Genomic DNA, 25380 nt, shown 5'->3' on the forward strand with positions numbered 1-25380 from the left:
TTACATGCTTTCAATCTGCATTCCGGTATACAACTACGACCTTCGTCCTTTAATAACTGAATTAATTAATCAAGCCAGGGTTATAGATTTAAACATTGAAATAATTGTATATGACGATGGTTCTGACCAAAGTTTTAAGAATCTATTTGCAGAATTAAAAACTATAAATGAAGTTCGGTATTATGAAGCAGCAGAAAACATAGGATGCGCCGCCACACGAAATCAAATGGCGGTTTGGGCTAAGTTTTCTAATATACTTTTTATAGATAGTGATTCTGCTTTGCCAAAAAACTACCTTAAGAAATATCAACCATTATTAAAAAGCGACATTTTAATAACTTATGGAGGACGTGTGCACCCCATAAAGTTACCGTCGGCAGATAAATCCTTAAGATGGAAAGTTGGTAAAAAAAGGGAAGATTTTAACGCTGAACAAAGGCGAATTATTCCCAACAAAAGTTTTATGTCCAACAATTTTCTGGCTAAAAAAGAACTATTTGATAAAGTTAGCTTTAACGCAAGCATTAAACGATCGGGGCATGAGGATACAATGTTTGGTATTGAGCTTGAAGAAAAAGGAATATGCATTAATCACATTGATAATGCTGTCACACATATTGGTCTGGAGAGTAACGATGAATTCATATTAAAAAACAGAAACCGACTAGAAACCTTAAAACTCATAATGAGTGTTAAGCAAAACAACAAGCTGGTAAAAAAAAGAATAAAAATTATCAAGTATTATGAACTTAGCAAGTTGGCAGGCTTATTGCCTATCATTAGATTTGCATATCGAAAAACCAATAAAGCAATTGAAAAATCAATGCATTCAAAGAGTCCAAATTTGTGGCTGTTCGATTTTTATAAATTAGGTTATTATTCAACACTTTGATCAGAATAACAGAAATTACAATCATGAATATAAAATACATACCCCTCTTATTCATACTACTTATTGCTACATTTAGTAGTAATGCACAAGGCCATAATATTAATGTATCAGTAAGCAATAGCAATGACACATCTATCATCTTAGGTTACCACTTTAACAAACAGATGTTAGTGCAAGATACTGCCTATATCAATCCTGAAGGCGGTTTTACTTTTGAAGGTAATGCCCCTTTAAAACAAGGCATTTATGTTATATATCTCAATAGCGAAAAACTATTTGATGTTTTAATTGGTAAAGAGCAGAAGCTAAATATAAATATTGACGCCAACAACCTACCTCATTCCATTATAATCAACGGCTCTAATGAAAGCAGTAATTTTTTAGAATATCAAAAGTTTATTCAAACAAAACAACGTGAAGCTAAAAGCATACAAGATGTATTAAAAGCTGAAGAAGAGACTAGTAATAAAGAGAAACTACAACAACAACTTCGGGACATGGGTGATGAAGTTCAACAGAAAGCACTTCAACTCATTCAAGCCAACCCAAACACATTTCTTGCATCATTCTTACAAGGTCTTCAAGAAGTAGAAGTGCCAGAAATGAATGCTCCCGAAGGTACTGCAAACCCTGATTCTATAATACAACAGAAACGATTTGATTATTACAAAGCACATTATTTCGACAATATCGACTTTCAGGATGAACGTTTTTTACGCACGCCTTATTTCGCTAATAAAATTGAACGTTATCTGAGTCAGGCACTTGTTGTACCCGACACAATAAACAAAGGGATAGACCAGATGATAGAAAAAGCTGAAGGATGTGATGAAGTTCAAGACTATCTTATTAAATTCCTATTCAACTGGGCCAACGAAAGCAAAGTAATGGGAATGGATCGTGTAATGGTTCATGTTGGTGAAAAATATTATCTCAGTGGAAAAGCCGATTGGGCCAATGAGGAGTTTATTGCCAAACTACAAGAGCGCGTTGATAAACTCAAACCCAATTTAATTGGCAATATTGCCCCGGATTTTAAGATGGAATCAATTACTGGAGAAGTTTTTCGCTTAAGCGAAATAGATGCCTTATTTACAATTCTCATCTTCTGGGAGCCCGAATGCGGCCATTGCGAAAAAGAGGTCCCTAGATTAAATAAAGAAGTGTGGCAGAAATATGCCGATAAAGGGGTTAAAATTATAGCAATCTACACACAGCATGAAAAAGAACCTTGGCAAAAATTTATAGAAGACAATGCATTAGAGGAATGGATTCATTTATACGACCCCTATAATAAAAGTGGTTTTAGAAGTAACTACGATATTTATAGTACACCTGTCATATACATTCTTGATAAAAACAAGCAAATCAAAGCCAAACGACTAGCAGCTGAACAGATTCCAGGATTTCTGGACCATTATTTAAAGTTATTGTAAATGAAGATCTTATTTTTAAATATAGTTGTACTTTCATTGATTTCATTATCAGCCTGTAAGGACCACAGTAAGGAACTTCCTGCGCCTACGGTTTACTTGGATATGCCGGAGGGTGGTTTTGATATTGATAAGGACAGTACATTAGTAATTATTCCAAAAATCACCTATGATGAAGGATCTAATTATGAATGGATACTAGATGAAGAGCTTGTTCAAACAGAACGTGACCTGGTATTTGAAGACCAAATTTTAGCTACTTTCAATTATACCTTTACGGTAACGACTTCGGCAGGATCGGATCAAATGGAAATTCCGGTTCACAATCTTGACATTGTAACTTTCGATGATTTTGAGAATCTTAACGACGATGGCTATAATAATCAAGCTGATGGAGGGTATTTTGTATTTGATCACATTGAGTTCAGTAACCACAACCCCGATGCTAATATTGAAACCTGGAGTGGTTTTGCCGTAAGTGATAATACGGATAAAATAACCGGTGATGCATCAAATCAATTTAGTGTTTACAATTCATCCGGTGCCGATGACTCAAAGCTATTTTCTGTATTCAAAGAATCAGAGAGTATAAATCACCACATTCGTTTTAGCGACGGAAAAAGTCATGCTATTAAATCGATAGAAGTTAACAATACAACGCTTGCCTATATAAGCATGAACCAATTCTTCGAGAAAAAGGAAGATAAAGATTTCTTTTTATTGACCATTACAGGATACGACGAAAGCGGAGCAACTACCGGAGTAGTTGAATATTATTTAGCCGATTATCGTTTTGAAACCATAGCCGAAAGACAAATTATTTCATCCTGGTCAACAGTTGACCTTGAGGATTTAGGCAATGTGGTTTCCATTGGGTTTAAATTGACTTCATCAATTAATGACCTTGAAGAAAACCAGATACCTTCGTATTTCTGTCTCGACAACTTAAAGGTTAAATCTTAGAAATATTACCTAATTAACAACATACGCTCGGTTGATTGCTCAACAGCACCCTTAAATACAACAATGTAGAGGCCACTACCTGCATTAGCGGGTAATTTTAATTCGCCTTTTTGTTCGCCATCTCGTGTGTAATTTATTAAAAGCTGCCCGTTAACAGTATATACTTCAACCGATCTTAAATCCTCAATATTTGTTTGATACTTCAAGTAACCATTACGAACAGGATTTGGACTAATTGCTGTAAAACCTGGGCTTTCAACATCAGTGCTACATACTTCGGTTGACAAACTCATATCAGAACCTAGGAAATCAAACCAATAAGCCCCATAATCATCTTGTGGATGTAAAGTACTAAAGGCTTTCCATGTTCCATTGTCTTTGATAAATGCTTTATTGCAAGGCAAAGCAGCACCCGACTCAATCACATTATAAAGAGAAAATGTATCTACTGAACTAGGGTTATTTAACTCTATGCCAATAAAAAATGAACCATTAATGGTTAATGGATCTTCAAACTCAATCAGCGTTTCTCTTGAGTACATTGACTTTAATGTAATATTATTCTTCTCAGCCAAAATAGTTGTTGGTTCATCATTATCACTTGACCACACTTTAACATTGATGGTTTCATCCGAATTATATTTACTTTTTGCCGGCAACACGTAAACTCCATGTAACGTTGCTGAACTATATTCTGTAAATTGATGTGCAAAGGCCGAATAGTTTCGTTCGTTATTCCCTCCCCAAGAGCCTTTAAAGTTATTACTGTATAGGGTATCTGGTGCCAAACCATCAGTTAAAGAACTAATGCGTTGAATATTTCCTTCATAAAAATCGAAGCCAACCAAGTCATTTACATCTGTACCAGCTGGATCGAGCCATTTGGCCAATTGCTTAGTATCTTCCGGATGGTTATCCCATGCTCTATTAAGGCGCGCGTAATAATCGTTGTATGGATTACCACAATAAGCCTCTCCACCAGAGAGAAAGCCAATTAGTTTATCTTCCTGAGTAAATAAACCAGAGCCTGACGATCCGCCCTCAGTAACACCACTCTCCCACTCAGCCACTTCCCAATGACAATCAGCAATAAATTTTCCTCCAAATATAAAATCTTCTTCTATTGGAATAGTTTTAGTAACAGAAACTTTTTTAATATCTCCACTTGGATGATGCACAGAAAAGGCATTTTGACTTAAGTTAGTAGTCCTATCCCATCCTGCCCAATAAGGTCGATATGTTTCTGGTGGCATGCTGGACATTTCAAGTAAGGCAAAATCCATATTCTCAACATAAGCCCTCACATCAGCTCCTGATAAGGTTTGGGCATCGGTACCAGCCAGTGCTACACCACACTTTGGTGATTCAAAATTAAAGTAAAATATAATGTTTTGTGCTGTTTGATCTCCATCGATGCAATGACCAGCTGTTGCAAGATATGCTTTCCCATCATACTCAGTATTATTTACCATAGTACCTGAGCATAAATAAGAACCATGACCAATCTGTACAACCATTTTACATACCGATCGCTTTATTTCATCGGACAAACCATCATCACAGTTAACATCAATATTACAATCACCTGAATCATTAAAATCACTGAAGCGTTTCAAATAATCAAACACCCCCAAATAATCGTGATTTACTGCGCTAATTTGCAATTCATGATCATAAGCATTATAACTTTCACTTTGCAGCTCAACAATAATTTCATCACCCATAACTGGTGCTATTGCAAATAAACCTGATTGTTTATTATTTTCTTCAGTGAAAGAGCCTAGAATATGGCTCCCCTCCTTGTTATAAACAAACAGCTTAGCACCTTCTAATAGTTTAAATTTATCAAAAATCAAATTCAGACTTTTTGCACCTGCGGATTTTAATGCCAATCGCCAAACCATTTTTCCATCCAACCCTATCTCCCAGCTACCTGAATTCTTTGGTGTATAATCCACAAAAATTGCTTGAGCAAACTTTAGCGGTCCTACCTTATTCAGCTCATCTTCTCTCATTGCTTTGGCCATCGGTTCAAGATCTGCACTTAATTCAATTGATTGTAAGTTGTCATTTACAAAATCAGGAGAACCACCATGCGATACTTGCGCACTTGACCAAAAACCAATAAAAAATAACGGAAGTATTATAATCTTTTTAAGCATACAACTTTCTACAATAATATCATTAAAAGGTTTCGGAATCCACAATCATTTCTTCGCATTTGATTCTCTTTTTCGAGAAATCGATTGACCTCGCTGTACCATTCTACGAAATAATAAATAACGTTTAATGCGACCATGTTTCCCCATGCTATCATGAACCAAAGACCATGCCATTACTAAACTGGTTACAACTATGGATAATAACAGAATTCCCAATTCAAAATCATTAATACGAAACTCCTTCGGAATGGCAAAAAAGAGCAAAACAGATATTAATCCACGAGGCGCTATAAAAAACTGAGGAAAATAATCGCGTTTAAAAATGAGCTTAAAAATTAACCATCGAAAGCCATACATGCCCACTATAAAGTAAGTAGTAAGCATTAGTATGGACGGTACAAAAACACCCGCAAGCGTGATGGATATACCTAATACAAAGAAAAAGAAAGTGCGAACTACAAAAGAACTCTCTCGGGTAAGAAGCTTAAACTCACCAAGCACCTTTGTTACATTCGCCTCATCGAGAAAACGTTTTAATTTGCCACTAAAAAACAGTGTTCGATTCTCTAATATTAATCCAAACACTAAAATCATTAAAAGGGATGACAGATGGAATAGTTTACCTATGCCATAGATGAGCACTAAAACGGCAAAAAATAAAAAGAGCTTAACATCTGAGCGCATTTTCTGAAACAAGAAAATCATGGCATAGGAAATCAACACACTCAGCACTAAGGTACCACCAATATTAGAAAGTACATTAAGCCCAACCATAGTTGCACCTTGTGTATCCAGGTTTTCGACCAAAAGGTAGAAAAACATAATTCCAAGAATATCTGATATGGTACTCTCGTAAATAAGAAACTCTCGTTTTTCACGATTAAGGCCGGCAACACTTGGTATAACGATAGCACTGCTAGTTATAGCTAATGGGATTGCATAAATTACGGCTGTTAGCCAATCCATATTACCTATGAAAAACTGAATACCATAGGCTAGAAAAAAAGTATTAAAAAAAAGAGACAAGGTGGCAACCAAGGATGATTGCCAGATAATTTTAACTTTACTCCGCTTCAACTCTAAATCTAAAGCCGCCTCTAGCACTATTAGTATTAAACCAACAATTCCTAATATCTCCAATGGCAAAAACCAATCCGCTTCATTAAATTCAAAACCGATTAATTCTTTAACTGCATATCCAGAAACAATTAACAATATGACACTTGGAATATTAGTTTTACGCGCAATAACATTAAACAAATAAGAAACTATAATCACTATAGCAGCACCAATTATTAAATAATATGCATTTATACCCTCCATAACCCTTATTATATTTGGATTAAGATATAAAAAAATTGCCACAGACAAAGTCCATGGCAATCTTTACTATTTCGATTATCAATTATTATTGATACACTTTACAAGTTACTTCTCCAGAAAGAACACTCAAAGCATTATCTGCCAATGCTTTCATTTCATCCTCTCCAGGATATACTTTCATTGGAGCAATCCAATCAACCATGGCTTTAATGTATGCAATTACCGTCTTATCATGAGCAATACCTCCAGTAATTACAATACCATCTACTTCACCTTTTAAGACAGTAGCACATCCTCCAATCGTTTTAGCTATCTGATAAGCCATTGCAGTTAGGATTAACATATTATGCTCATCTCCTGCTACGGCTTTTGCTTCAACTTCATGGGCCTGATTAGTTCCTAAATGCGCAACCATACCACCTTTACCGTTCACTAACTTACGCATTTCTTCATAAGTATGTTTTCCGCTGAAACACATATCAATTAATGCACCGGTAGGCAAAGTACCTGCACGCTCAGGTGAAAATGGACCATATCCATCCAAAGCATTATTTACATCGATCACTTTTCCCTTACGGTGAGCTCCAACAGAGATACCACCACCAAGGTGAGCAACAATGACGTTAATATCTTCATATTTACGATCAATTGCTTTGGCATAATTCTTTGCTACAGCTTTTTGATTTAAGGCATGAAATACTGAACGACGTGGCATGTCAGGGTGCCCGGTAACGCGAGCTACATCTTCCAACTCATCAACCACTACAGGATCAGCAATAAAAGCGCGTGCATTAGGAATAGTTTTAGCAATATCATCAGCAATTAAACCTCCTAAGTTACTGGCATGCTCTCCTAATACTCCTTTTCGCAAATCGGCTTTCAAAGGCTCATTTACCTCATAAACACCCGACTCAATAGGCTTAACCAAACCACCTCTACCAACAATAGCATCAAAATCATCGATTTCAATATCTGCTTGAATCAGTTCGCTAAGTATGGTCTCTTTACGAAACTCAAATTGAGCTGAAATATTTTCAAACTGAGCTAATTGCTCTGATGAATGTCTCAAAGTCTTAAGAAAAACAGACTCACAACCTTGATAAACTGCAATCTTTGTTGAAGTAGAACCAGGGTTAATGACTAGAATTTTACTACAATTCATTACTTGTTCAATTTTGGGATTTTCATAAACATCCGCTCGCAAATGCAAGCGGATGGTAATATATTAAGCCATTGCGGCTAAAAGAATACTGTTGTATTTAGACTCTTCCGAATCGCTTCGGGAAGTTAATACGATTGGAGCTGTGGCACCAAGTATAACCGAGGCAACCTTTGCTTTTGCAAAGAAAACCAAAGTTTTATACAAAACGTTTCCAACTTCAATATCTGGCATTAACAACAAATCAGTATCACCAGCAACTTCACTCTTGATACCTTTATGCTTAGCACTTTCAAAACTAATTGCATTATCAAAAGCCAAAGGCCCATCAATCAGGCAATTTTTAATCTGATCACGCTGATTCATTTTTGATAGTAATGCGGCATCAAGCGTTGCTTGCATACTTTCATTCACCATCTCAATGGCACCCAATACTGCAACCTTAGGTTTTTCAATACCCATTTTATTCAGGTACCCCACTGAATTATTCACAATGGCGATTTTATCCTTCAAGTTAGGCGCAATATTCATTGCCACATCCGTAATAGCAATCAACTTATGATAGGTTTCAACCTCGAATAAAGCAAAATGGGAAAGCAAACTACCAGTACGCAGTCCCCAATCCTTGTTTAGCACACCTTTAAGTAAAACTGGCGTTGCTACTTTACCTTTCATCAAGATATCTGCCTTGTTATCATGCACCATACGCACAGCTAATTCAACAGCCTTCACATCATCCAACTCATGAATAAATGTTGCACCAGTGAAATCATAGCCTTTTTCGGCAATAATAGTCTCCGTATCAGGGCGTGATCCAATTAAAATAGGCTCAATAATATCAGCTTGAAAAGCACTATGTACAGCATCAAGCGAATGCGCGTCTTGCGAAACCGCAAGAACTAATTTCTTCTTCACCTTATTCTTTTGAATAAGGGTCTGAAGATCTGTAAGGGATTTAAACATTATTTATTGAATCTAATTAGTAATTATCGTCTTAACGGTTAGCCAATTCCTCAACAATATTTTTAGTATCAAGAGCAATTACCAACTCTTCATTAGTAGGTACTACCATAACAGTTGCACGGGCATCTTTTTTACTGATCACCTTCTCTTTGCCTCTTAATCCATTGTTTAATTCAGGATCTAACTCCAACCCAATAAACTCAAGATCTTTACAAACTCCTGCGCGAGTTACATCTGCATTTTCACCAATACCACCAGTGAAAATTAAGATATCAATACCGCCCATTGCAGCTGCATAAGAACCAATGTATTTTCTGATTCGGTAATCATAGATATCTAAACCTAGCTGAGCCGCAGCATCACCATTGTTGGCTGCATCTTCAATCTCACGCATATCGGATGAAATACCTGTTAAGCCAAGCATACCGCTGTGTTTGTTAAACAAAGTACTTGCCGAACGTGTACCAATCAACTCTTTATCCATAATATAAGTCACTGCGCCAAGATCTAAATCTCCGGCACGCGTACCCATAACCAAACCTTCAAGCGGTGTAAAACCCATTGATGTATCAACTGATTCACCATTTTTAATGGCAGCTACAGAAGCACCATTTCCAAGGTGACATGATACAATTTTTTGAGTTTTATAATCAACGCCTAATATCTCACAAGCACGCTTTGAAACATAGCGGTGACTCGTACCATGGAAACCATAACGACGAATACCATATTTCTTATATAAAGATTGAGGAATTGCGTACATGTATGCTTGCTTAGGCATAGTCTGATGGAAAGCCGTATCAAACACACCACACTGAGGCACGCTTGGTAATAGCTGACTGATAGCTTCAATACCTTTTAAGTTTGGAGGATTATGCAATGGTGCTAAATCAATACACTCTTCCATTTTACGAATCACTTCGTTGGTAATGAATACACTTGAATTAAACTCCTCACCACCATGCACCACACGATGACCAACAGCGTCAATTTCCTCAAGTTTGGTTAAACAACCATGACGTTCGCTAACCAACACTCCTAAAATATAATCGATACCTACTTGATGATCTAAAATCTCACCTTCAAGTAATACTTTTTCATTTCCTTCTTTTTGATGCTTCAAGAATGATCCTTTTAAACCAATCTTCTCAACAACACCAGCGGCCATCACGTCCCAGTCAGAGCCCGCCATGGTAAATAATTGATATTTAATAGATGAACTACCGCAGTTCAGAACTAATATTTTCATATGCCTATAAATTTGCTTTCAATTGTCTCCCGATAGCTATCGGGATGGAACTCGCCAATTTGGTCATCTTCGTGTGTGAAAACTTTCTCTCATGGCTCGTTTCATCTTTCTATTTTTATATTTAAGAATGAAACCTTCAATTTACATATAAACCTCATGCTCCATCTTATTTAAAGCTTAATTAAATTGTAATGGATTATGATTTAAATTTACCGGCTGTATCATCAGAAGCAACAATATTTCCTTCTTGATCGTAACGGTAAAAACCAACACCTACATGTGCTCCTAAACGCTTAGCACGTACAAGACGACGAACCAATGGAGAAGGTGCAAATTTTTGATTTCCAAATTCTTCATGTAGGTTCTCCATCCACTTAACAACTTTATCCAATCCAATTACATCAGCAGCTTTGAAAGGCCCTAAGCGCATTCCTAAACCAACTTCCATTGTTTTGTCAATATTCTCGAGCGTTGCAACACCCTCCATTAAAGTAGCACAAGCTTCGTTTAAAAGAGTAACATACAAACGTACGCTAACAATACCTGCCGATTCCTCAACTGGTATAACATCGCGATTAATCAATTTTACAAATGTACATACACGTTCATAAACCTCTTCAGAAGTATACAAGCCTTTAACAACCTCGATAATACGAGCCTCAGGAGAAGTTACAAAGAAGTGTAAGCTAACACAACGCTCACGAATTTTCAATTCAGAAGCTAATTCTGTAATGACAATCGTTGTAGCATTGGTAGCAATAATTGCTTCGCTGCTAACAACACTTTCTACTTGACGGAAAACTTCTTTACGAGCATCGATGCTACGTTCACCACTGTTATCAGCACGAATAGCCTCAATTACAAAATCACAATCAGCTAACTCATTAAAATCTGTTGAGCCTTTAATACGACTCATTATCGCACGCTTTTCGCTAACTGTTAATCCCCAGTTTTCGATGCGAATGTCTAACTCTTTGCCAATATTGTTTATTGCAAGATCAATTTTTTCCTCACTTAGTTCAATGAAGATCACTTCCATGCCATGCCAACTAGCAATACGAGCAATGTTTTGTCCCTCTTTTCCACATCCAACAACGCCAACTTTAGAAAATAAGGTTTTACCTCTTTTCTTTTGACCTAATGCATAGGATTCAATGGGTTCTACAAGAATTTCAGCCATTTATATACGTTTTAGTTATTCCAATTAGTTATTTACTATTTTAAAAACTTCCTGAGCTATAACAAGTTCCTCATTTGTGTTGACAACCGCAACCGCCACGCTTGAATTTGATGCTGAAATAATGCCACCTTGGCCACAAAGCCCAACATTCCTCTCCTCATCAATCGTAATTCCAAAAAACGAAAGTTGCTTGCAAACATCCTCTCTGACTTTAAACGAATTTTCACCAATTCCTCCAGTAAAAACAAGTAAATCAATCCCATTCATCACTCCAACAAATGATCCAATCCATTTTCGGATACGATAGGTGTACATATCGAAAGCCAATTTAGCTCTGTACAAACCGTCATCCGCCGCCTTCTCAATATCCCGCATATCGGATGACAAACCAGAGACACCTTGAAGCCCACTTTCTTTATTAAGAAGATTGTTAATCCCCTTAATACTAAGGTGTTCTTTTTCTTCAAGATATAAAAGAATGCCTGGATCAAGCGTGCCACATCGCGTACCCATCATTAAACCAGTTACAGGTGTAAAACCCATAGATGTATCAACTGATGCGCCATTTTTTATGCCTGTTACCGAAGCACCATTGCCCAAATGACAAGTCACAACTTTCGAATTAGTAAAATCTTTATTACACATCTCAGCTGCTTGCTCAGCAACATACTTATGGCTTATACCATGAAACCCATATCGTCGAATCTTATATTTCTCGTAATAATTATATGGGATTCCATAGAGGTAAGCCTTAGTGGGCATTGTTTGATGGAACGAAGTATCGAATACTGCTACCTGAGGAATTGAATCTAACAAAGCTTCAACAGACATAATTCCCTTCAGATTTGCCGGGTTATGCAAGGGAGCCAGCTCAGAACATTCCTTTATTTGCTGTTTCACAGCATTATCAACTAACACACTTTCTTTAAACAATTCGCCACCATGTACAACACGATGCCCAACTGCATTTATTTCAGAAAGATTTTTCAGAACTGCATTAGCTCCTTTGGTCAGATTTTCAAATACCAGTTTTATACCAATGGTGTGATCAGGAATATCCTTCTCAAGAACAACCTGAGAAACACCCCCAATACATTGCTTCAGAACACCACCCTTAATTCCAATTCTTTCGACAATTCCCTTCGACAGCAATTGCTGCCCTTGGTCATTCATTTCGAATAACTGAAACTTTATTGATGAGCTTCCGCTGTTTAAAACCAGTATTATCATCTAACCTAAATCATAAAGAGCCAGATAAACTGGCTCTTTAATAAACTTTATACTGTACCTGCTGCTTGGTTAGCAGTAATCGCGACTAAATTCACAATATCGCTTACCGAGCAACCTCTTGATAAATCATTGATAGGTGCTGCCATACCTTGCAATACAGGCCCTATAGCTTCGGCATGTGCCATTCGCTGAACCAATTTGTAAGTAATATTACCAGTTTCCAAGGTTGGGAAAACCAAAACATTAGCTTGTCCTGCAATCTCACTTCCAGGCGCTTTTTTCTGGCCAATAGCAGGAATAATAGCAGCATCTGATTGCAACTCTCCTTCAATCTTTAAATCAGGAGCCAATTGCTTGGCCAATTCTGTAGCTTTCGTTACTTTATCAACCATCTCGTGTTTAGCACTCCCTTTAGTTGAAAAGCTTAACATGGCAATTTTTGGTTCTATACCAGCAATTGACTGAGTAGTTCTACCTGTTGCAACAGCTATTTCAGCCAATTCTTCAGCAGTAGGATTTGGATGAACAGCACAATCAGCAAATACCATCATACCATTCTCACCAAACTCTTTGTCTTTTAAAATCATAATGAAAGCACCAGAAACAACACTTATTCCAGGAGCTGTCTTCACATATTGAAATGCAGGTCGTAACACATCACCAGTTGCATTATCTGCGCCAGCAACCTCACCGTCTGCATCTCCAGCCTTTATCATCATGACTGCTAAATACAACGGATTCTTAATTAAACTTAAAGCATCAGCTTTAGTTAGTCCCTTGTTCTTACGGATTTCAACCATCATATCGGCATACGCATCCATTTTATCATGTTGATCAGGATCAACAATAGTTGCCTTACTAACATGGTTTAAACCAAATTTAGATGCTGACTCCATCACTTTATCGGCATTTCCGATAAGTACAATTTCCGCAAAATCTTCTCCTAAGATGGCATCTGCCGCTCTTAAGGTTCTCTCTTCTAACCCTTCAGGAAGAACAATGCGTTTCTTGTTCTGACTAGCTTTAAGCTTTAGCTGTTCAATGAATTCCATTTTTGTCTTTAAAAAAGTTTGTATTTAACAATTTGCTGCAAATTTACATTGAAAATTGCAGATTACATGTGCGTTTTATCATCTATTTAAGATGTTTAAAAACAGAAAATAGTGCGCCAAATTATTTAAGATTTATTAGCACTTACAGATTGTAAGCATTTGATCAATTATCGATTTCAAAACCCAATAAATTGCACCCTCTTTTCTTTAATAATTTTTTATAACTTACAGTTTATAATGAATTAAAGCTTGCTTACAATAAATTTACATACATATGACAACACACAAGCAGTTACTCGACCACTTATTCAATGATTATCAAAACATTAATCCATCAGTTAAAAAAATACACCGTTTATTTCAAAATGAAAATGAGTCGATTATAAACGACCACATTGCTTTTCGGACATTTAATTATCCTGAAATAAATATAGATGTATTGGCAAAGCCATTTCTTGAAAGAGGCTACAAAGAAACGGCTAATTATCGATTTGAACAAAAAAAGTTAACAGCAAAACACTACGAATATTCTGATGATCCTTCGGCACCTAAGATATTTATTAGCCAACTTGAGACACAGCTATTATCGCAAAAATCACAAGATATTTTAAACAAACATGTTAAGTCGAATCTTAACCAAATACCTGATAGAGAAGAAATTCTTACAGCAGGAAACATCTGGGAGAAACCCAAATATAAGATTTATGAAAGTCTGTTAGAAGAATCGGAATATGCAGCATGGTTATACGCTATCGGTTTTAAAGTTAACCACTTCACCGTATTAGTCAATACACTAAATAACTTTGAATCACTTGAAAAAGTCAATTCGTTTCTGAAACAAAACGGCTTCCCTTTAAACACATCAGGTGGCGAAATTAAAGGAACACCTCAGGAATTTCTTGAGCAATCAAGCACACTTGCAGATATGATTGAAGTGGAATTTTACGAAGGAAGCTATCAAATTCCTTCTTGTTATTACGAATTTGCCAGAAGATATAAAATGAAAAATGGCTCGTTATTTAATGGATTCATAGCCAAATCGGCAGACAAAATATTTGAAAGCACGAATATCAAAAAATAAAATAGCACAAACACCGCTAGTTAATAAATTGGCGGTGTTCCTCTTTTTGAAGTAATAACAACAACACCGTTCTTTGCTTGCTCTCCATACAAAGCCACAGCCTTATCACCTTTTATAACACGAATCGACCGTACATTGTAATCTTCAATTTGAGTTAAACCAACAATTGGCTTATTATCAATTACAAATAATGGAGGAACGTCCATATGGTCAAATTGCTTTAATTGTTCTGCTAAACTTCGCTCATTATCTGAGAGCGTAAACTTGACAGGCACTAACATTTGAGTATTTACCTTTTCCCTATTTAAAACCCCGGGTTTCCATTCTTTACATTTTCGAACAAAGCGCAAAACAACCTCATCCAATATAGGATCTACACTTTTATCAACCTTTACATTAGCTAACTCTCCATCTTTGGTAACAACGAAAGCTACCCAAACATCTCCCTCAACACCTCTTAGCTTAGCGTTCTCAGGATAAGTAATTTTTTTAGAAATAAACTGATTAAAACTCCCCCTCGCTCCTTTTAAACGTGGCAATTTATCAACCGTTGTTTCAATCTGCTCATTCTCCGACAACAACCGTTCTTGACTAAACAAATTTGAACTTGCTATAAACAGGCTTAAAATGATTGCTAATGACTTCATGGTATTTTAATTTTGTGGTTAGTTTCAATTAACCAACACCAAATTATAGTATTCAAATTACAATTAGGGTGATAATTGATAATAACTGTGATTAAATTCTGTAATTACTTAAACAATTATCATACCAATATTAACACTCATTTACATAAACTCGGACAATTTAACTAAGTAAATAGCATAACAAGCTACTATCCCCTTAATTGTTCCAAATTCTTTAATACTTCCTGAATACTTTTTTGCCCCTCCTGCGTATTTTTTTGCTTGTACGATGAATGCAACTCCTTCTTCACAGCTTGAACTTTTGGTTTCGAAACACTTTTCTTAATATTCACTTTTGTTTCTTTCTTAATTGCTTCCACAGAATAATCAATATTTAGATTATCTAACAATTGCTTAAAAAACTTCACTTTATCATCCGAAACAGATACTTTATATACCTTCATTACTAAATGTTTTAAATCTACCAATTAAACACTATCACACTTGTCGTATTAATTACCAAGTTACAACCGTAATTAGTTCTCACTACTACACGGCTAATACAATTTAACAAGATTAAAACTAAAACACAATAGAACCCACATATAATCTTTCTAAAATTTCAATTCGAACACATTAATACAAAATCAAATCTTAATCTCAAAATCATCACTATCCATCCATACTGGAAATTTTTCTCTAAACTGATGCAGGTCATTGTAACTTAATTCGCTATAAATAACTTCTTCAACAAATTCGCTTGCCTCTACTAAAACCTTCCCTTTAGCATCAATCATCATAGAATCTCCTGCATAATTATTAGAACCATCCTCTCCAACACGATTGGCACCAATCACATACGACTGATTCTCTAGCGCCCTCGCTTTGAGAAGAGAACGCCATACATCACGTCGAGTTGATGGCCAATTTGCTACATAAATTAAAACATCATAATCATTTCGATTTCTACTCCAAACTGGAAATCGCAAATCGTAACATATTAATGGACATATACGCCAACCATTTATATTTACAATCAACCTTTCGTCACCCGATTTATAAGCCTTATTCTCACCACCCATTCGAAACAAATGTCGTTTATCGTAAATACTTTCTTCACCATTTGGATCAATAACATATAAGCGGTTCACAAATTGTTGTTCCACCTGTTCAACAATACTGCCCATCACGCAGGCATTCAATATTTTTGCCATTTTATGCATCCAACTTACAACTGCACCTCCAGGTTTTTGCACCACATTTGTAGGTTGCATAGTAAAGCCACAATGAAACATTTCTGGTAATACCAAAAGATCCAAATCCTGCTTAAAATCACCAATTATTTTTTCCAAACGACCTAAATTCTCAGTCGCATTCTCCCAAATAATATCTTGCTGTACCACAGCAGTTTTTAAAACTCTCACCATTGTTCTTAATTCTAAAACAAAAGTAATCATTCTAATCATGTCAAATGACTAAATCGCTCGAAGAGAAAAAAAAGAATAATACCTTACAACAGTTTGTTCGGTTTTAGTCAGAAGGCAGTAGTTTATGTTGTTATAGACTGAACCCCGACCTTTTAAAGATCTAGCACACGAAACACGAACAACTGATAAGCACGTACCTAAAAGACTCTAACGAACAATTAAATAAATTGACATACTTCTAACAGCCTTATTAGCAAGGTGCAAATGAGGCTTTTGTTTTTAAACAGAACAAGTTAACTTTACAAATATGAAAAATCATCTACCAGTAGCCATTTTCATCCTTTGTGTTCTTTTGAATACCTCTTATATAACAGGACAAACTGATTCCACATACCAGAAGGAAGGTTTTACACTGGGAGTTTTACCGGCAATTTCATTCGATGCTGATTTAGGTTTTCAGTATGGAGCATTAACAAACTTGTACTGGTATGGTGATGGGAGCAGATATCCTGACTATGAGCATTCACTTTACGCCGAAGCATCGAGGTATACTGCGGGATCAACACTACTGCGCTTTTATTACGATTCGCCAACAGCCATCAAAAACATCCGAACCACAGCAGATATAACCTGGTTTAGAGATTTAGCAATGGATTTTTATGGCTTTAATGGATACGATGCTCAATACAATTCAGCTTGGGAGGATAGTAAATCGGATGACTATAAATCACGCGTTTTTTATCGCCACCATCGAGATATGTTTCGTATACTAACTAATTTCAAAGGTCGAATAGGCGGATTAGACTCGCCCTTTGAATGGATTGGCGGATTAGTAATGTTTAAATTTGACATTAAATCCGTTGACATTGATCGTCTTAATAAGCGAAATAAAAAAGACGATAAACTACCAGACATTGATGGTTTGTACGAAAAGTATTTGGATTGGAACATCATTTCAAAAGAGGAAGCAGAGGGTGGCATTCATAGTTACCTAAAAGGAGGGCTCTCTTACGATACACGAAACGTACTAAACAATCCATCACAAGGCATGTGGTCCGAAGCCTTTTTATCTTACATGCCCTCATTTTTATCCAGTCAAACAAGTAGCTACTTGCGCTTAAACTTATTTCATCGCCAATATTTTTCTTTTACACCCAAAAAGAGTTTCATATTAGCTTATCGCATTGGGTGGCAACATAAAATTACCGGAGATATTCCATTCTATCTATTACCACATTTTGCATCCAGTGCTCTAACATCTGCAACATCACAAGGTTTTGGTGGTGCAAAAACATTACGAGGTATTAATCGAAATCGTGTTGTTGGTGACGGTGGTGTTTTAGCTAATTTTGAGGCCAGATGGAAAATGTGGCGTTCCAAACTTTTTAAGCAAGATTTCTATTTGGCAAGCAATTATTTTATTGATATGGGATGGATATCTCAAAAATATGAAATCGATAAATCATTAGTACCTGACGACGAATATGCGATGTTCTTCAACGACGACAAAGAAAAACCCCACTGGAGTTACGGCCTCGGCTTGAAGGCAGCGCTCAACGAGAATTTCGTATTATCAGCTGATTATGGTTTTGCTCTTGATCGGCAAGATGGTACTTCTGGCCTGTACATTACACTCAATTATCTATTTTAAAGAAGTGTGAGCAATAATGACATTAAGTATCCTAAGTAGTTACCAACAGCGTAGCCAATAAGTCCGATCGTAAGTCCTGGTACAATGATGTTTCGATTACGTAAAGATCCTGCTACTACTGGTACAAACGGGGGGCTACATATTAATGCTGTTGATGTAATAATAACCGTATCAACATCAATTTTTCTTAAGCGTGCTAAAAAAACATGTAATATTAAACTTGTAAAAACAACGAAGGTGATATAATAAAATATAGAAGGATTAATATTGGTAAAGTTATTAATCTCAACTTTTGAAGACACCACAATACTAAAGATAAGAATGAGGTACATGCCCATATCAAAGGATCCTTCAGTTGTTCGAATTGTCTTCATGGAAGACCCAAAAATTCCAAAGGCCGTAATCAGAAAAATAAAAACAACCATTTGTGCTGATTCAGGCATGAGCAACATCACTCCTCCAGCCACTGCAACCATCACTACTGTAACAAATAAAACCGTAATTAGCTTGCCCCTTGTACTTTTTCCTTTCAATAAGGAGATTAAACTACTGTTTGAATCAGACGCTTCAACTGGTAAATCTGATTTTGTATATTTTGGTAAAATCAATTGAAATAGCCTTTGACCAAAACTCATTAAAATAAACAGATAAACAGCCCCAATAGCCATATCGTACGAATGAATTGCCAAATAAACATCTTCATCAACATCTAAAATAAGTTTTAATGAAGCAAGGTTTGGCGTGCCACCACTATATATCCCAACCAACATCCCCCCTACTTTATCGAACCCCTCTATTGATCTACCATTAAAAATTAAATAACCCAAAGCCACAGAAATAATTACTGCTAGCATGGCAAACAGCAAAGAATAGAAGGGTTGCACCGCCAATTTACGCCACTCTTTAACGTTAGAAGAAAACAGCAAAAGAGGGATGGCCAAGGGCACACATATCGACATTAGAATTTCTAACAGATTATGGAATTCAGAACTGGAAGCTCCCAATGGCCCTAATACCAAACCAAAGACATAACATAGAACAACGGAACCAATACGGTTTAGGAATTGGTATTTTTCGCAAAGGTAAATAGCCAATGCAGGCAATAAAACATAAAGAAAAAGTAAGAACAATTTTGCTCCAATCATTTTGTTAATTTAATCAGAAATTAATTTTCATGAATAAGCTCACTCAGGAGCGATTCGATATTTGCTCTAATTTCAGAGAAAGGCTCAGTAAAATTATTGACCAATACACAAAATGCCAACTCACGACCAGAATCTGTTTGCAAATAACCACTATACCCCAGAACACCAGTCATGGAACCACTCTTTCCAATAACCGAACCTGCTTTCTCTTCTTTAAGAAATCGCTTTAATGTTCCCTTTTCACCAGAAACGGATAGTGACTTTCTAAAATCTACAGATGCGTTTGATTTATCCATATATATCAATAAACTGACCATATCATTAGCCGAAAATTTGTTAAATGGAGACAAACCACTACCATCGTAAAATTGAGCTTTGAACCCAGGCAACCTCGCTTGCCAATATGAATTTAACAGGTGTGTACCCTCGTCCCAATTTGCCAACTTTGATGATTGTCCAAGCTCAAATAATAAGTGATCGGCATATAAATTATTACTATTCTGATTTACAACACCTATAATTTTATTTAAGCCTGGTGAATTGTGCGTATATATTATATCCTCATTTCCTGACAAAACTTTATTATTTACAACCCGAACTCTCCCCATCACATCAATTCCATTATCGTTTAGATATGTTTTTAGATCCTGACCAAAGGTAAAGGCGGGATTGGGCAAGACTCCTTTTATCTTAAATGCTTTTCGATTAGCAGGGATGGTACCACTCACATACCATTCTCCCATATTCGGATGGCCATATATATAAGCACTGTCTTTTTTATTATTTGCTCCAAAAACGTTACATTGAAATTCAACACCCGGATTAGGCTCCAAATTCACTATTTGACATTTCTCTCCCACATTTGAAGAACGAAGTGTCATCGCAAAAGTATTCTCCTTATACGATAAAGCAGAGGGCACAGCACCATAATAGTTGGCCATATCTTCCCAAATACGTTTTGAAGGATAAACAAGCCCATTGTATCTGCTACAATCAATAATTATATCGCCATCAATTGACTTAATTCCATTTCTTATTAATTCATTAGAGAGCTTTCTAAATAAATTACCGGGCACTGTTTCTTCGAATCGTGCGGAACCCAAAGTAGGATCTCCTGCGCCTTGCACATATAATACTTGATCTTGCTTACTGAAGTATAAATGTGTGTTGAAACAGAATTCTGCCCCCAATATTTCAAGTGCGCTCGAACTGGTAAAAAGCTTTGTTAACGATGCTGGTGTTAATCTCTGATTTTGATTATCTGCCACAATAACTTTACCTGTTTGAATATCCACTACAGAAATTGATTGATAGCCATTCTTTGATAAGAGAATAAATGTTTCATTCTGCTCGTCTGATTTTTGCGAGGAACACGAAACGAAAATGCTACACAAAAATAACCCAATTAAAAACTTCATAATCCTCCTCCAATTTGTTGATCCAGTTTCTCAACTTCCGATTTACGATGTGCTAGATAAATGTAGTAATCTTTTGATTCTGCCACTTCCTCAGCATATATTGGTGATTTGATTTCCCGATATATATTATAACTATTAAAGGCCCATTTCAAGGCAGAAGCAATTTCATTCTGCTGTTCAAAAGAAATAGCAATATTATGTGCAGCTCTGGCTTTTTCAAAGTTTTTTCCATGCTCAAATACATAAGCCCATAACTTTTCAGCTTCTTTGTAATTAGATTTACCATACCACTCAGCAGCATTTACAAAATAGGAATTACCTGCGATAAACAGCCGTTGTTCTCTCGTTTCCCAGGTAGGAACCAAATGATTGACATATGCATCTCCAATATAAAAACCTATTTCACTAATAGCATTCTTAATACTAGGCAATTTACTTGCGGCATGAACAGCTGAAGATCCTTCCTCATACCAATAAATTGTATCTTGTTGCAGGTCTTCAAACAAAATAGTTTGTGAATAATAATCATAAAAGCGCCAATAGCAAGTTGCATTAACATCCAATGATGCACCCTGAGAATCACCATAATCAACAATCTCGAGTTTTGAGCCATATTTATACCCATCCAGTGCTAAAACTGCATCTGCGCCAAATTCGGCACAAATCGTATTTACTTCAAAAGCGGTTAATTTCTTTAATGGTTTACCCAATAAGAGCTCATTATAATTAGTGGTATCAATAAAAACCGTATCGAAAAAATTCTGTGAAAGTAAACTCTCCTTTAAACTCAACAGAACACTATCTGCAAATGCCTCTACCCAAATGGAATCAAGAATTTCTATTTCTCCATCTACCTCAAGAAAGTGGATACTACTATCAACAAATGGATAACTATTGTCGACTAAGACAATGGATTTTACTTCTGGGGGTATGGTATTTTTAGCAGGCTTAAGCACATCGTAATTTAATACTGAATAGGACTTACACCCAACCAAGACAACAATAAACCATATAACAATTGCAATTTTCTTCATTAATTCAAGTAGGTTGTAGGTTAATAAAAATGATTAATTGCCAATTTCACAATTCATTCACATCGACCTCTTGCACCAAAAATAGTACCACGAATGCATAAAAATAAAAAAGGGTGATTAAAAACCACCCTTTTTATTCTATATTTTAAAGAACTTTTCAGAAAAGCCCCTAAATACTCTTACATATTCATTCCACCACAAACATGAACAGTTTGTCCACTTACATATGTTGAAAGATCAGAACCTAAGAAAATACAGATATTAGCTACATCCTCCGGTGTACCTCCCCGTTTTAAAGGAATTTGACTTTCCCATTCCTTCTTCACGTCTTCAGGTAATTTACCAGTCATTTCTGTAATGATAAAACCAGGAGCAATCGCATTACTACGAATACCTCTGGAACCTAATTCTTTAGCAATTGATTTAGTAAAACCAATCATACCAGCTTTTGAGGCAGAATAGTTAGCCTGACCAGCATTTCCACTAACTCCAACAACAGAGCTCATGTTAATAATAGAACCTGAACGCTGACGTAACATTGTTGGCTGAACTGCTTTTGTAAAGTTAAAAACAGATTTAAGGTTTACGTTAATAACAGCATCCCACTGATCTTCAGTCATACGCATCAACAAGGTATCTTTTGTAATTCCAGCGTTATTAACCAATATATCAATCTGTCCAAAATCCTTTGCTATTTCAGCAACAACTTTCTGTGTATCATCAAAATTACTGGCATCAGAAGCGTAACCTTTAGCTTTCACTCCCAAAGCTTCAAGTTCTTTTTCAGTTTCCAAAGCAGCATCATTAATAGCTAAATCAGTAAATGCAACATTACACCCTTCTTGTGCATATCGAATAGCAATAGCCTTACCAATACCGCGAGCAGCACCAGTAACAATGGCAGTTTTTCCTTCTAGTAACTTCATTTCAATAATTATTATAAAACTCTATTATTTGACCATTTCCCTTCAAAGTTCAAACAGAGCTTTGATTTTCAATTTGATGAACAAAAGTAAAACATTTATCAGGTTTTTACCATATTTTTTCCAAATAACATAACAAACCCGTTCAATGACCAGATTCAATTGTGGACAAAAAACCAACAAAAACCAATACTTTCAAACCATTGGTCAAAGTATTATATAGAAATATCGAGTTTTTTATATATTTAGCTCAATATTGCACACATCATATTATTCGCCCAAATGAAGTTAAGTCTCAAGAAGAAACTTTCCGTTTTTTTAATATTTGCCTCAAGCCTTGTTTTCATTGTTTTTATAAGCCTTACCCTCTTATTCCACAATGCTTCATTTAACGAAACTTCTGGTTCGGATATTTTCGCAACACAACTACTCGTTATTGGCGTATCATGCCTCATAATCCTGGCAGGAGCTATTTATCTAATAACATCAAAATTAGTCAAGCCCATTGCACAAACAACAGTCCTTACGTCTGAAATATCACAAGGTAAATTAACAAGTAACTTAAGCCACAAAAGTGAGAAGAATGAACTTGATCTTCTAAACAATTCTCTGCAAAGGGTGATCAATGATTTGAATAATACAATAACTGTGGCGCGAGAAAAATCAAACGATATAAAGGCCACTTCGCATCAACTTGGGAGTGATTTTGACGGGATTTCAACAGTTGCTTCGTCAATGAATTCTTCAACAAAAGAGGTTAACTCGGTAATAGAAAAAATTACAAATGACATTGAGCAAAATACGGCTGATGCCAAACATAGTATTAGTTTATCCGAATCTGCCCTGGATAGCATAAAAAGTAGTAATCGTGCCACTCAGAAGATGAGAGAGGCAATGGGTACTGTGGCAGAACGCATTTCAATCATACAGGATATTGCAACACAAACAAATATTCTCTCATTAAATGCCGCCGTTGAAGCTGCCAGAGCTGGCGAATCAGGCAGAGGTTTTTCAGTTGTTGCTGGCGAGGTAAAAAAACTCGCCGATAAAAGTTTAGCCGCTACTGCAGGTATTGAAAAATTGTCGAGAAAGGCACTGATGATGTCTGAAAAGGCTGGGAATGACATGGAAGAACTTATTCCCAAACTAGAAGAAAACTCACAGTACATTAACCAAATATCAGCCAATAATACCGAACAATACCATGGCATTCGTCAATTATCTACTACCCTAAGGGAGTTGAACAATGATATGCAGAAGAATAAAAACATTGCCAGTAAATTATTAAAAAGTAGTGAGCAGCTTAATTCTTCCGCTCAGCAACTTGAAGGAGAACTATCACATTTTGAACTTAAAAGCAACTAATACCGTTTGCTAATCAAAATGCGACTTTAGTACATTTCATTTCTAAAGCCCCTTTGATTATACAACGGCATTTTACCTATGATTTTTTTATTTAATTGATATAAAAAAGCCGGAACTTATTACAATCCCGGCTCTCTCATCTATTTCTTTTAAACTATTTCTTCAGGGCAGCCACCATTGTTGACCCCAAATCGGCTGGAGATTCAACAACATGCAAACCACATTCTCTCATAATCGCCATTTTTGCTTCAGCAGTATCATCTTTACCACCAATAATAGCTCCCGCATGTCCCATTCTGCGACCTTTTGGTGCCGTTTGACCTGCAATAAAACCAACAACAGGTTTCGTGCCATTCTCTTTGATCCAACGAGCAGCATCAGTCTCCATACTTCCGCCAATTTCACCAATCATTATAATGCCTTCCGTCTCCGGATCATTCATTAATAATTCAACAGCTTCCTTCGTAGTTGTTCCAATAATCGGGTCGCCACCAATACCTATACAAGTACTTTGACCTAATCCTTGCTTGGTCAATTGATCAACCGCTTCGTAGGTTAAAGTTCCCGACCGACTAACCACACCAATACTTCCCTTTTGGTGAATAAAACCAGGCATAATACCAACTTTGGCTTCTCCCGGAGAAATAACGCCAGGACAATTAGGGCCGATTAATCGCGCTTTTTTTCCTTCCAGATATTGCTTAACCTTAACCATGTCAGAAGTGGGGATACCTTCCGTGATACATACTATAACTTTTATACCAGCATCGGCTGCCTCCATAATGGCATCGGCTGCAAATGGAGGGGGGACAAAAATGGCTGAAACATCTGCGTTAGTTTTTGCAACAGCATCTGCAACAGAATTGAAAACCGGTAATTTAAGATGCTCTGACCCACCTTTACCTGGTGTTACACCACCAACAACATTGGTTCCATATTCCAACATTTGAGTAGCATGAAATGTACCTTCACCACCGGTGAATCCTTGTATTATTACTTTCGAATCTTTTTTAACTAATACGCTCATAGGGTAAAATGATTTTGTTAGCGAGATTTATTCGATTTTAATTTAGTTTTAATTCTATAATAGATAATAACCTATTT

22 protein-coding genes are annotated in these 25380 nt (G+C 36.3%); 6 read left to right on the forward strand and 16 right to left on the reverse strand.

Features of this window, described 5'->3' with window-relative positions; genetic code table 11:
- Positions 1 to 4 precede the first annotated feature (4 nt).
- The 3 genes from ACRD7B_RS10615 to ACRD7B_RS10625 are packed head-to-tail and all read left to right on the forward strand — an operon-like array spanning position 5 to position 3288.
- Positions 5 to 892, forward strand: coding sequence for a glycosyltransferase family 2 protein (locus ACRD7B_RS10615; protein ID WP_430824528.1), 888 nt, complete (start codon positions 5 to 7; stop codon positions 890 to 892).
- A 23-nt stretch (positions 893 to 915) separates the two neighbouring features.
- Positions 916 to 2328: a redoxin domain-containing protein gene (locus tag ACRD7B_RS10620; protein ID WP_430824529.1), complete on the forward strand. Its 1413-nt coding sequence runs from the start codon at positions 916 to 918 to the stop codon at positions 2326 to 2328.
- On the forward strand, positions 2329 to 3288 hold the full coding sequence (locus ACRD7B_RS10625) for a DUF4465 domain-containing protein (RefSeq protein WP_430824530.1): 960 nt from the start codon (positions 2329 to 2331) through the stop codon (positions 3286 to 3288).
- Between the two features lie 5 nt (positions 3289 to 3293).
- Here ACRD7B_RS10625 and ACRD7B_RS10630 read toward each other — a convergent pair whose 3' ends face one another.
- The 8 genes from ACRD7B_RS10630 to pta form a co-directional block, all read right to left on the reverse strand.
- Positions 3294 to 5450: a trypsin-like peptidase domain-containing protein gene (locus tag ACRD7B_RS10630; RefSeq protein WP_430824531.1), complete on the reverse strand. Its 2157-nt coding sequence runs from the start codon at positions 5448 to 5450 to the stop codon at positions 3294 to 3296.
- A gap of 45 nt (positions 5451 to 5495) precedes the next feature.
- Positions 5496 to 6773, reverse strand: a complete 1278-nt coding sequence (locus ACRD7B_RS10635; protein ID WP_430824532.1) for a cation:proton antiporter domain-containing protein — start codon at positions 6771 to 6773, stop codon at positions 5496 to 5498.
- Positions 6774 to 6858: 85 nt separating this feature from the next.
- Positions 6859 to 7935 (reverse strand): butyrate kinase, encoded by a 1077-nt coding sequence (gene buk / locus ACRD7B_RS10640; RefSeq protein ID WP_430824533.1) that lies wholly within the window; start codon positions 7933 to 7935, stop codon positions 6859 to 6861.
- A 63-nt stretch (positions 7936 to 7998) separates the two neighbouring features.
- Complete coding sequence (locus ACRD7B_RS10645; protein WP_430824534.1) at positions 7999 to 8895, reverse strand: bifunctional enoyl-CoA hydratase/phosphate acetyltransferase; 897 nt, start codon at positions 8893 to 8895, stop codon at positions 7999 to 8001.
- A gap of 31 nt (positions 8896 to 8926) precedes the next feature.
- Entirely contained in the window at positions 8927 to 10144 is a 1218-nt protein-coding gene (locus tag ACRD7B_RS10650) for an acetate/propionate family kinase (RefSeq protein WP_430824535.1), read from the reverse strand.
- Between the two features lie 196 nt (positions 10145 to 10340).
- Positions 10341 to 11324 (reverse strand): 3-hydroxyacyl-CoA dehydrogenase family protein, encoded by a 984-nt coding sequence (locus ACRD7B_RS10655; RefSeq protein ID WP_430824536.1) that lies wholly within the window; start codon positions 11322 to 11324, stop codon positions 10341 to 10343.
- 24 nt (positions 11325 to 11348) lie between these two features.
- Complete coding sequence (locus tag ACRD7B_RS10660; RefSeq protein WP_430824537.1) at positions 11349 to 12554, reverse strand: acetate/propionate family kinase; 1206 nt, start codon at positions 12552 to 12554, stop codon at positions 11349 to 11351.
- Between the two features lie 47 nt (positions 12555 to 12601).
- Complete coding sequence (gene pta / locus ACRD7B_RS10665) at positions 12602 to 13606, reverse strand: phosphate acetyltransferase (protein ID WP_430824538.1); 1005 nt, start codon at positions 13604 to 13606, stop codon at positions 12602 to 12604.
- Positions 13607 to 13880: 274 nt separating this feature from the next.
- Between pta and ACRD7B_RS10670 the strand changes: the two genes are divergently transcribed.
- Complete coding sequence (locus tag ACRD7B_RS10670) at positions 13881 to 14687, forward strand: DUF1338 domain-containing protein (RefSeq protein ID WP_430824539.1); 807 nt, start codon at positions 13881 to 13883, stop codon at positions 14685 to 14687.
- Between the two features lie 20 nt (positions 14688 to 14707).
- On the opposite strand, the gene ACRD7B_RS10675 is transcribed toward ACRD7B_RS10670, so the two are convergent.
- The 3 genes from ACRD7B_RS10675 to ACRD7B_RS10685 all read right to left on the reverse strand — a co-directional run bounded on the left by ACRD7B_RS10675 (position 14708) and on the right by ACRD7B_RS10685 (position 16740).
- Complete coding sequence (locus ACRD7B_RS10675; RefSeq protein WP_430824540.1) at positions 14708 to 15334, reverse strand: energy transducer TonB; 627 nt, start codon at positions 15332 to 15334, stop codon at positions 14708 to 14710.
- Positions 15335 to 15522: 188 nt separating this feature from the next.
- Positions 15523 to 15777, reverse strand: coding sequence for a hypothetical protein (locus ACRD7B_RS10680; RefSeq protein WP_430824541.1), 255 nt, complete (start codon positions 15775 to 15777; stop codon positions 15523 to 15525).
- A 183-nt stretch (positions 15778 to 15960) separates the two neighbouring features.
- The gene (locus ACRD7B_RS10685) at positions 15961 to 16740 is read right to left on the reverse strand and encodes an amidohydrolase (RefSeq protein WP_430824542.1); all 780 of its coding nucleotides are present in this window, start codon (positions 16738 to 16740) and stop codon (positions 15961 to 15963) included.
- A gap of 307 nt (positions 16741 to 17047) precedes the next feature.
- Here ACRD7B_RS10685 and omp85 point away from each other — a divergent pair, with 307 nt between their 5' ends.
- Positions 17048 to 18391 carry an Omp85 family outer membrane protein gene (gene omp85 / locus ACRD7B_RS10690; RefSeq protein WP_430824543.1) on the forward strand — a complete coding sequence of 448 codons (1344 nt, stop codon included), beginning with the start codon at positions 17048 to 17050 and terminating at the stop codon, positions 18389 to 18391.
- Here omp85 and ACRD7B_RS10695 read toward each other — a convergent pair.
- The 4 genes from ACRD7B_RS10695 to fabG all read right to left on the reverse strand — a co-directional run bounded on the left by ACRD7B_RS10695 (position 18388) and on the right by fabG (position 22914).
- The gene (locus ACRD7B_RS10695) at positions 18388 to 19536 is read right to left on the reverse strand and encodes a DUF819 family protein (protein WP_430824544.1); all 1149 of its coding nucleotides are present in this window, start codon (positions 19534 to 19536) and stop codon (positions 18388 to 18390) included. The two genes, omp85 and ACRD7B_RS10695, sit on opposite strands and share 4 nt — an antisense overlap.
- 20 nt (positions 19537 to 19556) lie before the next feature.
- On the reverse strand, positions 19557 to 20954 hold the full coding sequence (dacB, locus tag ACRD7B_RS10700) for a D-alanyl-D-alanine carboxypeptidase/D-alanyl-D-alanine endopeptidase (RefSeq protein WP_430824545.1): 1398 nt from the start codon (positions 20952 to 20954) through the stop codon (positions 19557 to 19559).
- Positions 20951 to 21988 carry a DUF6340 family protein gene (locus tag ACRD7B_RS10705; RefSeq protein WP_430824546.1) on the reverse strand — a complete coding sequence of 346 codons (1038 nt, stop codon included), beginning with the start codon at positions 21986 to 21988 and terminating at the stop codon, positions 20951 to 20953. Before ACRD7B_RS10705 ends, dacB begins: the two co-directional genes overlap by 4 nt.
- 179 nt (positions 21989 to 22167) lie before the next feature.
- Positions 22168 to 22914 carry a 3-oxoacyl-[acyl-carrier-protein] reductase gene (fabG, locus tag ACRD7B_RS10710; RefSeq protein WP_430824547.1) on the reverse strand — a complete coding sequence of 249 codons (747 nt, stop codon included), beginning with the start codon at positions 22912 to 22914 and terminating at the stop codon, positions 22168 to 22170.
- A gap of 279 nt (positions 22915 to 23193) precedes the next feature.
- Here fabG and ACRD7B_RS10715 point away from each other — a divergent pair, with 279 nt between their 5' ends.
- Positions 23194 to 24276, forward strand: coding sequence for a methyl-accepting chemotaxis protein (locus ACRD7B_RS10715; protein WP_430824548.1), 1083 nt, complete (start codon positions 23194 to 23196; stop codon positions 24274 to 24276).
- A gap of 154 nt (positions 24277 to 24430) precedes the next feature.
- Here ACRD7B_RS10715 and sucD read toward each other — a convergent pair whose 3' ends face one another.
- Complete coding sequence (gene sucD, locus ACRD7B_RS10720) at positions 24431 to 25303, reverse strand: succinate--CoA ligase subunit alpha (RefSeq protein ID WP_430824549.1); 873 nt, start codon at positions 25301 to 25303, stop codon at positions 24431 to 24433.
- Between the last annotated feature and the right edge of the window lie 77 nt (positions 25304 to 25380).

The sequence above is a fragment of the Carboxylicivirga fragile genome (assembly GCF_050589805.1).
GTDB lineage: Bacteria > Bacteroidota > Bacteroidia > Bacteroidales > Marinilabiliaceae > Carboxylicivirga > Carboxylicivirga fragile.

Excerpts from the sequence above, each read along its gene's own strand:
- ACRD7B_RS10615 (WP_430824528.1), top strand. The coding sequence starts at position 5 with ATGCTTTCAATCTGCATTCCGGTATACAACTACGACCTTCGTCCTTTA.
- ACRD7B_RS10620 (WP_430824529.1), top strand. The coding sequence starts at position 916 with ATGAATATAAAATACATACCCCTCTTATTCATACTACTTATTGCTACA.
- ACRD7B_RS10625 (WP_430824530.1), top strand. The coding sequence starts at position 2,329 with ATGAAGATCTTATTTTTAAATATAGTTGTACTTTCATTGATTTCATTA.
- ACRD7B_RS10630 (WP_430824531.1), bottom strand. The coding sequence starts at position 5,450 with ATGCTTAAAAAGATTATAATACTTCCGTTATTTTTTATTGGTTTTTGG.
- ACRD7B_RS10635 (WP_430824532.1), bottom strand. The coding sequence starts at position 6,773 with ATGGAGGGTATAAATGCATATTATTTAATAATTGGTGCTGCTATAGTG.
- buk (WP_430824533.1), bottom strand. The coding sequence starts at position 7,935 with ATGAATTGTAGTAAAATTCTAGTCATTAACCCTGGTTCTACTTCAACA.
- ACRD7B_RS10645 (WP_430824534.1), bottom strand. The coding sequence starts at position 8,895 with ATGTTTAAATCCCTTACAGATCTTCAGACCCTTATTCAAAAGAATAAG.
- ACRD7B_RS10650 (WP_430824535.1), bottom strand. The coding sequence starts at position 10,144 with ATGAAAATATTAGTTCTGAACTGCGGTAGTTCATCTATTAAATATCAA.
- ACRD7B_RS10655 (WP_430824536.1), bottom strand. The coding sequence starts at position 11,324 with ATGGCTGAAATTCTTGTAGAACCCATTGAATCCTATGCATTAGGTCAA.
- ACRD7B_RS10660 (WP_430824537.1), bottom strand. The coding sequence starts at position 12,554 with ATGATAATACTGGTTTTAAACAGCGGAAGCTCATCAATAAAGTTTCAG.
- pta (WP_430824538.1), bottom strand. The coding sequence starts at position 13,606 with ATGGAATTCATTGAACAGCTAAAGCTTAAAGCTAGTCAGAACAAGAAA.
- ACRD7B_RS10670 (WP_430824539.1), top strand. The coding sequence starts at position 13,881 with ATGACAACACACAAGCAGTTACTCGACCACTTATTCAATGATTATCAA.
- ACRD7B_RS10675 (WP_430824540.1), bottom strand. The coding sequence starts at position 15,334 with ATGAAGTCATTAGCAATCATTTTAAGCCTGTTTATAGCAAGTTCAAAT.
- ACRD7B_RS10680 (WP_430824541.1), bottom strand. The coding sequence starts at position 15,777 with ATGAAGGTATATAAAGTATCTGTTTCGGATGATAAAGTGAAGTTTTTT.
- ACRD7B_RS10685 (WP_430824542.1), bottom strand. The coding sequence starts at position 16,740 with ATGGTGAGAGTTTTAAAAACTGCTGTGGTACAGCAAGATATTATTTGG.
- omp85 (WP_430824543.1), top strand. The coding sequence starts at position 17,048 with ATGAAAAATCATCTACCAGTAGCCATTTTCATCCTTTGTGTTCTTTTG.
- ACRD7B_RS10695 (WP_430824544.1), bottom strand. The coding sequence starts at position 19,536 with ATGATTGGAGCAAAATTGTTCTTACTTTTTCTTTATGTTTTATTGCCT.
- dacB (WP_430824545.1), bottom strand. The coding sequence starts at position 20,954 with ATGAAGTTTTTAATTGGGTTATTTTTGTGTAGCATTTTCGTTTCGTGT.
- ACRD7B_RS10705 (WP_430824546.1), bottom strand. The coding sequence starts at position 21,988 with ATGAAGAAAATTGCAATTGTTATATGGTTTATTGTTGTCTTGGTTGGG.
- fabG (WP_430824547.1), bottom strand. The coding sequence starts at position 22,914 with ATGAAGTTACTAGAAGGAAAAACTGCCATTGTTACTGGTGCTGCTCGC.
- ACRD7B_RS10715 (WP_430824548.1), top strand. The coding sequence starts at position 23,194 with ATGAAGTTAAGTCTCAAGAAGAAACTTTCCGTTTTTTTAATATTTGCC.
- sucD (WP_430824549.1), bottom strand. The coding sequence starts at position 25,303 with ATGAGCGTATTAGTTAAAAAAGATTCGAAAGTAATAATACAAGGATTC.